10 protein-coding genes are annotated in these 13,515 nt (G+C 71.2%); 6 read left to right on the top strand and 4 right to left on the bottom strand.

The annotated features are described in order from the left end of the window. Positions 1-435 precede the first annotated feature (435 nt). The 6 genes from OHB41_RS43595 to OHB41_RS43570 all read left to right on the top strand — a co-directional run bounded on the left by OHB41_RS43595 (position 436) and on the right by OHB41_RS43570 (position 10,196). On the top strand, positions 436-1,701 hold the full coding sequence (locus OHB41_RS43595) for an MFS transporter (protein ID WP_526025102.1): 1,266 nt from the start codon (positions 436-438) through the stop codon (positions 1,699-1,701). A gap of 426 nt (positions 1,702-2,127) precedes the next feature. Continuing rightward, complete coding sequence (locus OHB41_RS43590) at positions 2,128-4,146, top strand: ATP-binding protein (RefSeq protein ID WP_266706858.1); 2,019 nt, start codon at positions 2,128-2,130, stop codon at positions 4,144-4,146. Between the two features lie 265 nt (positions 4,147-4,411). After that, the gene (locus OHB41_RS43585; RefSeq protein ID WP_266706856.1) at positions 4,412-7,543 is read left to right on the top strand and encodes a GH92 family glycosyl hydrolase; all 3,132 of its coding nucleotides are present in this window, start codon (positions 4,412-4,414) and stop codon (positions 7,541-7,543) included. 637 nt (positions 7,544-8,180) lie between these two features. Further along, positions 8,181-8,363, top strand: a complete 183-nt coding sequence (locus OHB41_RS43580) for a hypothetical protein (protein ID WP_266706854.1) — start codon at positions 8,181-8,183, stop codon at positions 8,361-8,363. Positions 8,364-8,500: 137 nt separating this feature from the next. After that, a complete protein-coding gene (locus OHB41_RS43575; RefSeq protein WP_266708323.1) occupies positions 8,501-9,772 on the top strand; it encodes an FAD-dependent monooxygenase in 1,272 nt (423 codons plus the stop codon). A 211-nt stretch (positions 9,773-9,983) separates the two neighbouring features. Then, positions 9,984-10,196 (top strand): hypothetical protein, encoded by a 213-nt coding sequence (locus OHB41_RS43570; protein ID WP_266706852.1) that lies wholly within the window; start codon positions 9,984-9,986, stop codon positions 10,194-10,196. A 10-nt stretch (positions 10,197-10,206) separates the two neighbouring features. On the opposite strand, the gene OHB41_RS43565 is transcribed toward OHB41_RS43570, so the two are convergent. From OHB41_RS43565 to OHB41_RS43550, 4 genes are all read right to left on the bottom strand, one after another. Continuing rightward, on the bottom strand, positions 10,207-11,799 hold the full coding sequence (locus tag OHB41_RS43565; RefSeq protein WP_266706850.1) for a phytoene desaturase family protein: 1,593 nt from the start codon (positions 11,797-11,799) through the stop codon (positions 10,207-10,209). Next, positions 11,792-12,244 carry an SRPBCC family protein gene (locus tag OHB41_RS43560; protein WP_266706848.1) on the bottom strand — a complete coding sequence of 151 codons (453 nt, stop codon included), beginning with the start codon at positions 12,242-12,244 and terminating at the stop codon, positions 11,792-11,794. Before OHB41_RS43560 ends, OHB41_RS43565 begins: the two co-directional genes overlap by 8 nt. A gap of 333 nt (positions 12,245-12,577) precedes the next feature. Beyond that, positions 12,578-12,967: a hypothetical protein gene (locus tag OHB41_RS43555; RefSeq protein ID WP_266706846.1), complete on the bottom strand. Its 390-nt coding sequence runs from the start codon at positions 12,965-12,967 to the stop codon at positions 12,578-12,580. Between the two features lie 99 nt (positions 12,968-13,066). Next, positions 13,067-13,222: a DUF6131 family protein gene (locus OHB41_RS43550; protein WP_266708321.1), complete on the bottom strand. Its 156-nt coding sequence runs from the start codon at positions 13,220-13,222 to the stop codon at positions 13,067-13,069. Positions 13,223-13,515: the final 293 nt, after the last annotated feature.

Genomic DNA, 13,515 nt, shown 5'->3' with positions numbered 1-13,515 from the left:
ACCCGGGTGCTCCCGATCGCACGACCGCCCCGCGGGAGGCTGTCGAGCCGGCGACCGTTGCACCCGGCGGCTCGGCCGGCTTCTCCTCGGCGGTCTTCTCACCGCCCGCCGTCACGGATAGTGTCGTTTCCCGATCGGGCCGTTCTTCGATCCCGATTCCTCGATCTCAGTACTCAACGTCTCTGCCGGCGCTGGAGCCGACGCCGACGCGGACCTCGAGTCCGTCCTGTCCGCGTCACCTTGGACGACTCCTGGCGGCGGGGGACGGTGCCCGTGGCGGGCGCCGTCTCCCGGACCGCCCCACCGCGCAGCGGAAGGTTCACCGTGACGCCGCGGCGCCGGCTTCGTCGTACCGCACCGGATCCCGCCCGTTCCGCACGGGGATCGCGCACCACCGTCCCGGCCCGGAAAGGAACCGTCTCCTACCGTTCTGTCCTGCGGACCCCCGGCGCGGCGGCCTTCTTCCTGGCCGCGGTTCCCGCTCGCGTCGGGGTGGCCATGGCCGGTCTCGGCATCGTCTGGCTGATCCATGGGGAGACCGGGTCCTTCGGGGTGGCCGGCCTGGTCACCGGCTCGTTCGCCGTCGCGGAGACCCTGGTGGGCCCGCAGACGGCCCGTCTCATGGACCGTCTCGGGCAGCCGCGGGTCCTCGTCCCCCTCGTGTGCGCCCACGCCGGAGCGATCGCCGCCCTGGTCGCGCTGGCCCTGTCGGGGGCGCCCGCGGGGCCGCTGATGGCGGCCGGCCTCGCCGCCGGGGCGACCGTCCCGCAGTTCGGCGCGCTCTCCGCGGCGCGCTGGTCGGCCCTGCTGCACGGCCGGGACGAACTCACCCCGGCCTTCGCACTCGAAACGATCAGCAACGACGTCGCCTTCCTGCTCGGCCCCGGCCTCGCGGTGCTGACGGCGACCCGGTGGCACCCGGCCGCGGGTACGGTGCTGGCGGGGGCGCTCGTCGTCGGCGCCGGACTGGTCTTCGCGGCACTGCGTCGTACCGCCCCGGCGCCCGCCGCGACGGCCGCCCCGGATCGTACGGCCGCCCGGGATCGTACGGCCGCCCGGGATCGTACGGCCGCCCGTGGACCGGGGACCCTGCTGACCCGGAGCTTCGCCACCCTGCTGACGGTCGATCTGGCCCTGGGCGTCTTCTTCGGCTCGATGCAGGTCTCGGTCAGCGCCTTCGCCGGCGTCCACCACGCCGCCGCGGCGGCCGGGTTCCTGTACGGACTGATGAGCGCGGCGAGCCTGCTGGCCGGTCCGGCCTACGGGCGGCACCACCCGCACAGCCCGCCCGCGGCCCAACTGCCCCTGATCCTGGCCTTTCTGGCCTGCGCGTCGTTGCTGCCGCTCCTGGCCGACACCCCCTGGCAGCTCGGCCTCGCCCTGCTGCTCCCCGGTGCGGGCGTCGCTCCGTGCGTCATCGTCTCCTCGACGCTCGTCGAGTCGGTCATGGACCGGTCCGTCCTGACCCAGGCCTTCACCTGGACGAACTCCGCGAGCGCGGCGGGTATCGCCGTCTCCGCCGCCGCGGTCGGCGGACTCGTCGACGGTCCGGGCAGCACACGAGCCGGCTTCGCCGTCCCCCTCCTCGCCCTGACCGCGACGGCGGCCCTGACCTGGTCCAGCCGTGACGCCCTCACCACGGGCACCCCGGCGTCGAGGCAACCGCCGGCAGGGTCCGATTCGTCGGACCCCGCCCCCTGACGGGTCGACGCTGGGGATCCGGCACGCGTACGGATCAGAGGTGTACCAGACGGATTTGATGTCCCGTCAACAGGTGTTCCTCCGGGGTGTGATGGCGCGGCCGCAGCGTGACCGTCCGGGATCCGCCGGGCGGCGATGTCGGTGCGATGTCGGTCTGGCCGGACGGGTGCCGCCTGAGGCGACAGGGGGTGCGCGGGGTGACCGTGGCGCGGGAGAACGCCAGTGGGGAGGGTTATGCCGGTGGGGGCGCCGGCAGTGGCGCGATCGGGTCCATGAGGTTGGCGGAGGCGCCATACCCTGTCCGTTACAGGAACTGTCCGATCGGATAGTGGTCAATCTCGATCGTTTATGACCGCTTCTTGTAAGAGGGCTTAGGTCCGTGCGCGGGCCATGCAGGATGGGGGCGTGGTAGGCAACCTCCCGGTCATGACGACCAGCTTCGTCGGCCGCGACAGCGAACTCGAGGCAGTCGGAACGGCGTTGGCCCAGCACCGGGCGGTCACCCTCACCGGTGGCGGCGGTGTCGGCAAGAGCCGCCTGGCACTGCGCGTCGCGGAGCAGGTACGGAGTCGGTACGCCGACGGGGTCTGGTGGATCGACCTGTCCAACCTCTACGACGACCGGCTGTTCACCACCACGGTCTGCGACGCGGTCGATCTCCTGGACCACAACCCGCGCTCCCCGGTCGAGGCGCTGCGCGAATGGCTGACCGGCCGGCAAGTCCTGCTCGTCTTCGACTGCTGTGAACGGGTGTTGGCCTCCTGCCTGTCCCTGGTGAGCGAACTCCTGGCTTCCGCACCCCGGTTGACCGTCCTCGCAACCAGCCGACAGCCTCTGGGCGTCCAGGGTGAGCATCGCATCGAGGTCGCTCCGCTCTCCATGGACGACGGCGGCAGCGGAGACGCGGTGCGCCTGTTCCGCGAGCGCTGTGCCACGGCCGCACCCGCGGTGTCCCTCGATTCCCCCGACTCCACGGATGCCGTCACCGCCATCTGCCGCCGCCTGGAGGGAATTCCGCTCGCCGTCGAACTCGCCTGCGCACGCCTGCGGGAGAGCAGTCTCTCGGAGATCGCGGAGCGCCTCGCCTCGCGGCTCGACACTCTCGTGGACGAGACGGCGTGGCCCAAGCGCCACCGAGCCCTTCGCACGGCTATCGGCTGGAGCCACGAACTGTGTTCCCCGCTCGAACGCCTGCTGTGGGCCAGGCTCTCCGTCTTCCGCGGCCCCGTCGAAGCGGCGGACGCCCAGTCCGTCTGCGCGGGCGGCCCTCTCGGGGCCCACGACATCCCCCGGCTTCTCGAGCGGCTGGTCGATCAATCCGTCCTCCAACGGGTGGGCACCCGCTACCGCATGCTCGACACACTGAGCGAGTACGGTGCGATGTGGCTCACGGAGCTCGGCGAGGAGCACGCCCTGGCCCGGCTCCACGCCACGCACTTCGCGACCGTGCTGGCCGAGGCCGAAGCCGGCTGGCTCAGCGGCCAGCAGGTCGCCTGGTACGCGCGGATCTCCGCAAGCCACACCGACATCCGCGCCGCACTCGACCACCTCATCGAGGCAGACCCCGACGCCGCCCTCGAAATGGCCGGCCGGACGGGCCTGTTCTGGCCCTGCTGCGGACACCTTCACGAGTCCCGGGACTACCTCGAACGCGCCCTGGCCCTCGACACGCCCCAGGGGCCGTCCCGCACCCGCGCACTCTGGGCCCTGGGGATCACGCTCACCCTCCAGGGTGACCACCGGGCCGCCCTGCGCATCGGGGAGGAATGCGCCTACGCGGCGCGGCAGGACGGCACCCCGCAGTCCGCGCTCTTCGCCGCCCACACCCTCGGTCTCACCCATCTCATGGCCGGCCGCCCCCAGGCGGCGTACGACGTGAGCGACCACGCGTTGAGCGCCCGCGGCACGTCGCCCCCGTCGGGGGCACCACAGCTGTGCTGCATGGTGATCCGGACGTTCGCCCACTCCGCGCTGGGCCGGCTGGCCGAGGCCTACGAAGCGGCCATCGGTCTGCGCCGTCTCAGCCTCCGGTACGGCGAGCACTGGGCGCGGTCCTACGCGTTTCACCAACTCGCCTTCATAGACCTCCTCCAGGGGCGCGCGCACGACGCCGAACGCCACGCCCGAGCCATGCTCGCCAGCAAGCACAACCTCAACGACAACCTCGGAATCGCCCTGGCGCTAGACCTCCTGACAGGAGCGAACGCAGCTCAGGGCAACGGCATCGGAGCCGCTCGTACATCCGGCACCGGGAACTCCTTCTGGCGCATGCTCGGCCATCCGAACCACGGCACACCCGAGCTCTCCGAGGTTCGGGACCAATGGGAGCTGCAAGCCCGTGAGGCGGCCGGGGACGACGCCTACGACAAGGCTTTTCACGACGCGCTGAACAGCGACGCCGAACTGGGCCTCGCCCTCGTGCTGCAAGGCCCGCCACCCTCCTGACCGTGGCGTTCGTGGTCGGGGGAAGCCTGCGGCGCACCGGTGGATCCGGCCGACCGGTCCGAGGGGCCGGTGCGTGGCGTCCCCCGCGGTGGCGCCGCGGGCCTCTTGACCTTGGCGTGACCATGCCCGACTGTGTGGTGGCCGGGACGCCACTGCACAGGAGTCGCACGTGAGACGCATCAGAAGGCAAGTCGCAGTCGTAGCAGCTGTCATGGCAGCACTGGTCGGGGGCTCGGGAGGAGTGGCGTCCGCTGGTCAGACAACGTTGTCCAAGCCGCGAGCCGCCGAACTCGTCGAAGACCCCACCGAGTTCGTCGACCCGCTCATCGGGACCGGCAACGGCGGTGCGTCCGTCGGAGAGATCAACAACTTCCCCGGCCCGTCGACCCCGTTCGGCATGATGCAGTTCTCGCCCGATACCGAGGGCTCGTACGCCGGGTACCAGTACCACAGCAGCAGGATCAAGGGCTTCAGCCTCAACCACGCGTCGGTCGGCTGCACCGCGTTCGGCGACGTACCGCTGCTGCCGGTCGCGGGCGACATCGGCAACGCACCGTGGGACCGCACCGAGGCGTTCACGCACACGGACGAGAAGGCCGAGGCCGGCTACTACGCCGTGACCACCGGCGACGACGCGAAGGTACGCACCGAACTCACCGCCACCACCCGCACCGGACTGGCCTCGTTCACGTTTCCCGCCGACACCGGGAAGAAGGCGCAGGTCCTGGTCAAGGGCGGTGGCAGCCTCGCCGGCGACAAGGAGGCCGACCTGACGATCTCCGGCGACCGGCGGATCACCGGATCCGCGACCACGGGCAACTTCTGCGGCAAGGGCAACGAGTACACCGTGCACTACGCGATCACCTTCGATCGCCCCTTCGTCGCGCACGGCACCTGGGACGGCAGGACGGTGACCGACGGCGGAGACTCGGTGGACGCCCCCAGGGCGGGTGCCTATCTGACCTTCGACACGGCCGAGGAACGTACGGTACGCGCGAAGGTCTCCATGTCGTACGTCTCGGTCGACGGCGCCCAGGCCAACATGGCCGCGGAGATGCCCGGTTGGAACCCGGACGACGTACGCGAGCAGACCCGGGACCAGTGGAAGCAGGCACTGCGCAAGATCCGCGTCGGGGGTGGCGAGACCGGTGAGAGGAAGATGTTCTACACCTTCCTCTACCACTCGCTGATGCACCCGAACACCTTCGACGACGCCGACGGCCGCTACATCGGCTTCGACGACAAGGTCCGCACGCTGCCCGAGGGCCGCACGCAGTACGCCAACTTCTCCGACTGGGACACCTACCGCTCGCTGGCCCCGCTGCAGGCGATGCTGTTCCCGGAGCAGGCGAGCGACATGGCGCAGTCGCTCGTCCACGACGCGGAGCAGGGCGGCTGGTGGCCGCGCTGGCCGCTCGCGAACGACTACACGGGCCAGATGACCGGCGACAACTCCGTCCCGTTGATCGCGAACCTGTACGCCTACGGCGCACGCGACTTCGACCTCAAGGCCGCCCTGAAGTACCTGGTCAAGGGTGCGACCTCGGTGGACGGCACGCCAGGCGCGTACCAGGAGCGGCCGGGCGTCGAGGACTACATGGAGCGCGGTTACGCGAACAACAGCGTCGTCCGCGGGGACCACGCCCGCGTCGGCGCCTCCGTCACCCTCGAGTGGGCGATCGACGACTTCGCCATCGCACAACTGGCACGGGCCGCCGGTGACCGGGACACGGCCCGCACCTTCACCCGCCGCGGCCAGAACTGGCAGAACATCCTTAACCCGGCGACCGGCTATCTCTCCCCGCGCGGCGAGGACGGTCTCTTCCCGGACGGCCCCGGCTACCAGCCGCCACCGGCGGGCAAGTTCGGCCAGGACGGCTTCGACGAGGGCAACGCGGCGCAGTACAACTGGCTCGTACCGCAGAACACCGGTGGCCTGATCCAGGCGATGGGCGGCCGCGAGGCCACGGCGAAGCGGCTCGACACCTTCTTCGGCAAGCTCAACGCCGGGCCCAACGAGCCATACATGTGGGCGGGGAACGAGGTCGACTTCGGCGTGCCCTGGGTCTACAACCACCTCGGCCAGCCGTGGAAGACGCAGGAGAAGGTCCGGTCGATCGCGACCGGCCTCTTCAGCCCGACCCCCGACGGCGAGCCGGGCAACGACGACCTGGGCGCCCAGTCCTCCTGGTACGTCTGGGCCGCCGTCGGGCTCTACCCCGCCACACCGGGCACCGCCGACCTGTCGGTGCACAGCCCGCTCTTCCCGCGCGTGGTCGTCGACCTGCCGGGCCAGGGACGGGACTTGGACATCCGCGCCCCCAGGGCGGCGGCGGGCACACCCTACGTCCACGGGCTGCGACTGGACGGCCGCGACCATCAGCGCACGTACCTGCCCAGGTCGGCGGTGACCAAGGGCGGTCGACTGGACTTCGAGCTGTCCGGTACACCGGACAAGTCCTGGGCCACCTCAGCGAACGCGGCGCCGCCGTCGTACCGCGACGGCGAGCAGGACTTCCTGGCGTACGCGGCACAGAACCAGGTGATCGCGTCCCCGGGCGGTGCCGGCACGACGGTCACGGTGCACGGACAGCGGCTGGCCGGACACGACCGCACACTGACCCTCGCCGCGGACGCCCCGCCCGGACTGTCCGTGTCGGGGCACAGGATGAACCTCGCTCCCGGCACGGGTTCCGGCACCGCCGAGTTGACGGTGAAGGCGGCGGCAGGGACGGAACCGGGCTACTACGAGGTGCCATTTACCGTCCGCGGCCGTGAGGGCGACGCCGTGCACCGCACCGTGATCGTCCTGGTGGCCGAGGAGGGCGGCGTCACCGCGGCTCTCGGCGACGCGTATGCCACCGTGGGCGTGTCGAGCGACGGCACACCGGCCGAGGCCGACTTCGACGGCGCGGGCAACAGCTACTCGCGGCAGGCGCTCGTCGCGGCCGGGCTCAAGGGCGGCGCGACAACGGACGTTTCCGGTACGAGCTTCGTCTGGCCCGGCACTCCCGCGGGCCGCCCGGACAGCGTGACGGCGGACGGCCGGCGGCTCGACCTCGCCGCCGACACCAAGGACGCCACACGGCTGCTCTTCGTCGGCTCGGCCACGAACGGCGACCGCCGGGGGAGCGCGACGGTCACCTTCACCGACGGCACCACGGCGCAGACGGATCTGTCCTTCGGTGACTGGACCCGACCGGGCGGCGGCACCGATCCGGTCTACGGCAACGCCGTGGTGGCGAAGACGGAGTACCGCAACACCCCGAACGGAAAGGGCGACGCGGCGTTCGTCTTCGCCACCAAGCCCTATGAGGTGCCGGAGGGCAAGCAGATCAAGTCCGTCACCCTGCCCGAGGACGCAGACCTGCACATCTTCGCGCTGGGTCTCGGCTGAGGTCCGCCGCGGGCCGGAGGGCGACCACCGGTCTCCGGCCCGCGGAGCTTCCTGGCACCGTACGCGGACGATGTCGGCCCGGTTCCGGGCCTTCTCGCGCGGGGCCTCTGTACGCAGGTGATATCCGGAAACCCGGCCGCGATCGCGTCGCCTGCCGTCCCGTCCCGTCCAGCACCGCACGGCACGGCACGGCACGGCACCGTAGTCCCGCGGCCGACCGGGTCGTGGCCGACGGGCCGGCACCCGCCTCGACGATCAGATGGCGGTTGCTGTCACTTTTTACCGTCATTTCTTTGACTTCGCCGAGCTGGACTCCTAGGTTGGTACATACAGGTTTTTGTCCCTTTTGTGGGCAAAAGATATAGCTTGGCAATCCGCGGCCCGGCAGGCAAGGCCTCCGGCGACGGACCCCGCACACGGGCTGTGTGTCGGCCCCGATGTGCATGGGCGCTCGCTCTCCTGCGCCCGGCAGCGACATCAACCCTCTGGAGAGGGGATCATCATGCGAGCGAACACTTCACGCATCAGGCGAGTGGCCATTGCCGTCTGCACGGCGCCCATCATCGCCATCGCGGCCGGAGTCGGGGCGGCCAGCGCGGCAAGCGCTCCTGCGTCTGCTCCCGCGGCAACCTCGTCCGTGCACGAAGACGGATGGGGTTGGGGCGGCGGTCACGGCGGCTGGGGCTGGGGCAACGACAGCGGCTGGGGTTGGGGCGGTCACGGCGGTGGCTGGGGCGGCGGCTGGGGCGGCGGCTGGGGTGGCGGCGGCTGGGGTGGGGGCGGCTGGGGCGGCGGCGGTTGGGGCGGAGGTGGCTGGTGACCAGTCATTCGCCACGGCCATCCGTATGACCGGCATGAACTGATGGATCCGGGCGTCCGAGCCCGTGGGACGCCCGGATTTTTGCCGTCTTCCGGGCGGCATTCGCGTACACGAGGGCGTCGAGGCTGTGAGGCGTGATGAAGATCGTCTGCGTGGGTGGCGGTCCGGCCGGGCTGTACTTCGCGATCTCGGCGAAGCTCCGCGACGCCGGACACGAGATCACCGTTCTTGAACGCGATCCGCCCGCGGCCACGTACGGCTGGGGCGTCGTCTACTGGAACGACCTGCTGGACATCCTGCACCACAACGACCCCGAGAGCGCCCGGCAGATCGGCGCCAGATCCGTGCTCTGGCAGGGCCAGGAGGTGTGCCTGCACGGTGCCCGTCACGACGGCTCGGCGTACTTCGGAGGCTACGGGTACAGCATGGGCCGCGCGGCCCTCCTGGAGGTACTGACCCGGCGTGCTTCGAGCCTCGGTGTGGACGTCCGGTACGGGCGGCAGGCCACGGATCCCGCGCACCTGCCGGAAGCCGACCTGGTCGTCGCGGCCGACGGTGCCAACAGCCGGATCCGGCAGTCCCGCTCCGCGCACTTCGCCCCCCGTGTGGAGGTCGGCCGCAATCCTTACATCTGGCTCGGCACGGACAAGGAGTTCGACACCTTCGTCTTCTGCTTCGAGCAGACCTCCGCGGGCTGGATCTGGTTCCACGCCTACCCGTCGGTCAAGGGGATCAGCACCTGCATCGTGGAGTGCTCCCCGCAGACGTGGCAGGGCCTGGGGCTCGACTCCCTCGGCGCCGAGGAGAGCACGTCACTGCTGGAAGGGATCTTCCGGCGGGCGCTCGACGGCCACTCACTGATCAGCAAGTCACGTGGCGAGCCGGCGAGTTGGCAGCGCTTCGCGCACGTCAGCAACCGGACGTGGTTCCAGGACGACACGGTCCTGATGGGCGACGCCGCGCACACCACCCATTTCACGCTGGGGTCGGGTACCCGGCTGGCGATGATCGACGCGATCGTCCTCGCCCACAGCCTCGCGCAGTACCCGGACAAGGCGGTCGCGCTGCGGGAGTACGACCAGCACCGTCGTACCGAACTGCACTCCGTGCAGGCGGGCGCCCGCTCGAGCATGGCCTGGTTCGAACAGCTCGACGACTACCTCGACCGTGACCCGGTGTCCTTCGCGTACGCCATGGCGGTGCGTCAGGGCAACCAGACACCCTGGCGCTACCAGGTGCACCTCGCCACGCAGATGGCCGCGATCCGCCGGGCACGACGGGCCTACGACACCGGCAGACGCTGGTATCTCACCCGCCGGCGAGGCGAGGCCCCGCTGCCCGCGCTGGGAAGAGGCCGGCCCGCCGGGCGGCAGCCGTCCGATGTGAAGGCGCCGCTGCACACCAGCTGACCGTGGACGAACCGGTGAACCGGGTCGAGCCCGGGCGTCCGCCTCCCGGAGGGGTGGGCGAGTCCGTCCGCGAACCCGATGACCCTCACCGCGCCTGGGAGACATGAGGCCGCTGAGGCCTGCGCAGGGGTCCGCCGGCCGGCACCTCCAGCACCGCGCCACGGGCTACGTCCGGATGCGCGGGGTGTGGCCGCGCGCGATGCTTGCCAGCATGACCGAGCGTTCCGTAATCGTCAGCCCACTCGTCAAGGGGGAGGGACGCCAAGTGCGCGTCGACGGGGAGAGCATGGGGGCGGCCTTCAGCCTGCGCGGCCTGGCCGAGATCATGCGGCGGGCCGGGTGGACAGATGTGGATGAGATCGATGTGGCGGACTCGCCGGTCATCGAGTGGCACGGCGGCGGGCCCGAGGTGTGGTCACGGTAGGCGTGAGCGGTCAGACGCGTTGGGCACGGTGGAGGAGGGCGCGCAGTGCCGCGGGGCGCAGCAGCGCGGCCCGGGCGGCGTTCGCTCCGGGCGCCCCGTGGACGCCTCCTCCCGGGTGGGTTGCCGCCGAGGCGAGGTAGAGGCGCTCAACGGGGGTCTCCGGCCGGCCGGTGCCGGGTACGGGGCGGAACACCGCCTGTTGGTGCAGGGCGGTGGTGCCGTTGTTGATGGCGCCGTTGTGCAGGTTCTCGTCCATGGCCTGGAGTGTGGTGGGGGCGAGGATCCGGCGAGCGCCGATCAGTGCGCGGAATCCGGGCGCGAGACGTTCCACCTGCGCCTCGACGCGGTCGGCCATGACCTCCTGCTCACGGACGTCCCATCGGCCGGTGATGCCGTCGCCGCCCGCGTCGGAGGTGATGCGCTGCGGAAGGTGGGTGTAGGCCCAGGCCGATTCGGTGCCGGCGGGGGATCGGCTGGGATCGGCCGTGGTCATCTGGCCGACGAGGGCGAACGGCTCGTCGGGGACCTGCCCCATGGCGATCTGGGAGGCGAACCGGGTGAGGCCGTCGACACCGTCCGCCACGTGGACCGTCCCCGCCCCGGAGGCCTGCGGCGCGTCCCACGGCACCGGGCCCGTCAGCGCCCAGTCGACCTTGAACGTCGCGAAGTCCCACTGGAAGCGTTCCAGGTCGCGCAGGAGGCGGCCCGGCAGGTGTTCCTCGTCGACAAGGCCGCCGTAGAGGACGGGCGCCGACACGTCGGCCAACACGGCCCGCCGCGCCGCGACGGCTTCCCCGGCGGCCGTCTCGACACCGACGGCCGCTCCGCCCCGTACGACGACGGACGCGACGCGCTCGCCGCACCGCAGCGTGCCCCCGCGGCGCCGGAGGCGGGTCACGAGAGCCGCCGTCAGGGCGCCGGCGCCGTCCACGGGAACCGGGAAGCCATGGCTCTGTCCGAGCATCGACATCAGCCATCCGAAGCCACCGCTGCCGGCGGCCTCGGGGGCCAGGTCGGCGTGGAGGGCGTTGCCGGCCAGCAGGAGGCGTCCCCCTTCCCCCGCGAACTCCTCTTCGCCCATGCGGCGCACCGGCAGGGACAGATTGCGGGCGAGCCGCAGGCCCCCTGCCGCACGCAGCCTCGCGGCCAGGCGGAGTCCGGCGCGGACCGGGGGAAAGGGCGTGAACATGGCCCGCACCAGGTCCGGCCCGACACGGCTCCACACGTCGTACATGTCCTGCCAGGCGCCCGCGTCGGCCGCCGCGAACTCCGCCAGCCCGTCCGCGGTGTCCCGCACGCGGCGCTCCAGCACGGCGCACCGCCCGTCCCTCAGCGGGTGGGCCAGCACGCGCGGGGCCTGACTCCACCGCAGTCCCTCCGCGGCGAGGTCGAGGTGGGCGAGGACCGGTGAGGCGGCGGCCAGTGGGTAGAAGGCGCTGAAGAGGTCCGAGACGTAGTCGGGGTGGACGCCGCGGTCGCTGCGGACCGCGCCTCCCGGCTCCTGCTGGGCTTCCAGGACTTCCACGCTCCAGCCCGCGTCCACCAGCAGGTTCGCGGCCACCAGCCCGTTGGGGCCGGCGCCGATCACCACCGCGTCAGGCATGCCGGGTCCGCTCGTGCGGCTCTTCCACGACCCTCGCGAGGCGGGCGAGCATGCCCCGGTGCCGGAGTTGCAGCAGCGCTTCGGTGGCGGGGTTGTGGAGGGTGCCGCCCAGGCCTCTCAGAGGGTGTTCGTCACAGATGACGAGGGTTTCCTCACCCCAGGGCCGGAGTTCGAGGAAGATCCTGGCGCTGCCCAGCGACTTGAACGAAGCCTCCAGTTCCAGCTCCCTGCCCGCTTCGCTGTGGCGCACGGTCGTGATCCCGTCCGTCGACCAGGGCCCCAGCCGCACGGTGTACCGGATCCGCGACCCGATCTCGGGCCAGGACTCGTCCAGGGGCGTGGAGCGGGAGGGCCCGACCACCCAATCCCCGTACCGGGTGGGGTCGGCGAGTACCGCCCACACGGCCCGCGGGGGAGTGTGAACCAGCTGATGACGGACAGCCATGCGACAAGACCTCCTGCCATGACGGACCACGGGCGGGCAGGCGTACGGCGCCGGGCCGGCCGGCCACACGACCCGGTCGGCGTGGGCGTGAGAGCCCTGCGGTCCCGGGTGACCCGGCACAACGGCCGAGGGCTCGGTCGAGGGGGCTGGGAGCTTTGCGCGGCTCGGTCTGGCCGCGCAGCCCACGATCGCCATCGTCTTCGCGCAGCCCTCGGGCATCCCCCGGTGCGCCACCGGGGCATGCCACGCACGCGGGTCAACCTCGACGGGTGACGGGTGACGGGTGACGGGTGACGGGTGACGGGTGACGGGGTGTCCGAGTGGTGCGGAGTGTCAGCGGGGCCTGCGTCCGCTGGGCGGATCCTGGGGGTCGATGCCGGTGGTGGCGGACGCGTCCTTGGATCCGCTGGGGCGCCGCGAGCGGCCCTTGGGCCCGGTGTCGTGCATGCCCGTCTCGTCACCGCCCCTGCTCTGCTGTTCTCCGCGGTCGCTCGTGCTCTTCACGGACTTGCCGTGCGGACTTCCGGCCTCTTCCTTGGAGACCTTGCGGCCCGGACCCTTTTGCGGAGTGTACTGGTCGGGATGGAACGAGCGGTGGGCGCTCGGGTTGTCCTGTTGACGGGTCTCGTCGACGTCCGGGGACCAACCGTGCTGGTGGGTTCCCTTGTGCGGACCGGGACCCTCGCCGTGCGGGGGCTGGGACGACTTCGGCTGCTTCGCCATGGCTGGCCTGCCTGCCTCTTCTGCACCGGGGACGGACCGTGTCCGCTCCGGGGATCACGGAACTCCCGGCGCCGATGTGGTTGGCACCGGTAGCGCTTGCTACCAGTAGTGCTTGCGTCCGCCGACGCCGTGGCCCAGGGAGCCCACGATCCACAGGACGGCTCCGATGACGACGAGGATGACGCCGATGGTCCACAGGATGCTGATTCCGGTGACGAAGCCGATGACGAGCAGAATGACGCCGAGGACGATCATGGAGCCCTCCGATTTTCGCTGATGGCTCTTCCCGACCAGAGTAGGCACGTTCGCGCCCTTCCGCGCAGCGGTTCACTGGCGACCGGAACTCGTCGAAGCGGGTGTTTCCGAGTCAGGAGCACGTGAATTCCGAAGACTGCGGCGGTGAGAATCCGTATACCCACCTCCAATTGGAGGGGAGGGTCCCGTACCTCGGTGCCTCACGCGGAAGCCTTCACCGGGCCGGCCTCCGCGCTGTCGAGACCGTGAACGCCACGCGTGCCACCGCCCTGACGGACCGTAGCCGCCCCGCA

It is taken from the genome of Streptomyces sp. NBC_01571, from assembly GCF_026339875.1.
Taxonomy (GTDB): domain Bacteria; phylum Actinomycetota; class Actinomycetes; order Streptomycetales; family Streptomycetaceae; genus Streptomyces.
This window is presented reverse-complemented; position numbering and strand designations above follow the sequence as displayed.

Coding starts and splice junctions, on each gene's coding strand:
- OHB41_RS43590 (WP_266706858.1), top strand. CDS start 2,128: ATGACGACCAGCTTCGTCGGCCGCGACAGCGAACTCGAGGCAGTCGGA.
- OHB41_RS43575 (WP_266708323.1), top strand. CDS start 8,501: ATGAAGATCGTCTGCGTGGGTGGCGGTCCGGCCGGGCTGTACTTCGCG.
- OHB41_RS43570 (WP_266706852.1), top strand. CDS start 9,984: ATGACCGAGCGTTCCGTAATCGTCAGCCCACTCGTCAAGGGGGAGGGA.
- OHB41_RS43565 (WP_266706850.1), bottom strand. CDS start 11,799: ATGCCTGACGCGGTGGTGATCGGCGCCGGCCCCAACGGGCTGGTGGCC.
- OHB41_RS43560 (WP_266706848.1), bottom strand. CDS start 12,244: ATGGCTGTCCGTCATCAGCTGGTTCACACTCCCCCGCGGGCCGTGTGG.
- OHB41_RS43555 (WP_266706846.1), bottom strand. CDS start 12,967: ATGGCGAAGCAGCCGAAGTCGTCCCAGCCCCCGCACGGCGAGGGTCCC.
- OHB41_RS43550 (WP_266708321.1), bottom strand. CDS start 13,222: ATGATCGTCCTCGGCGTCATTCTGCTCGTCATCGGCTTCGTCACCGGA.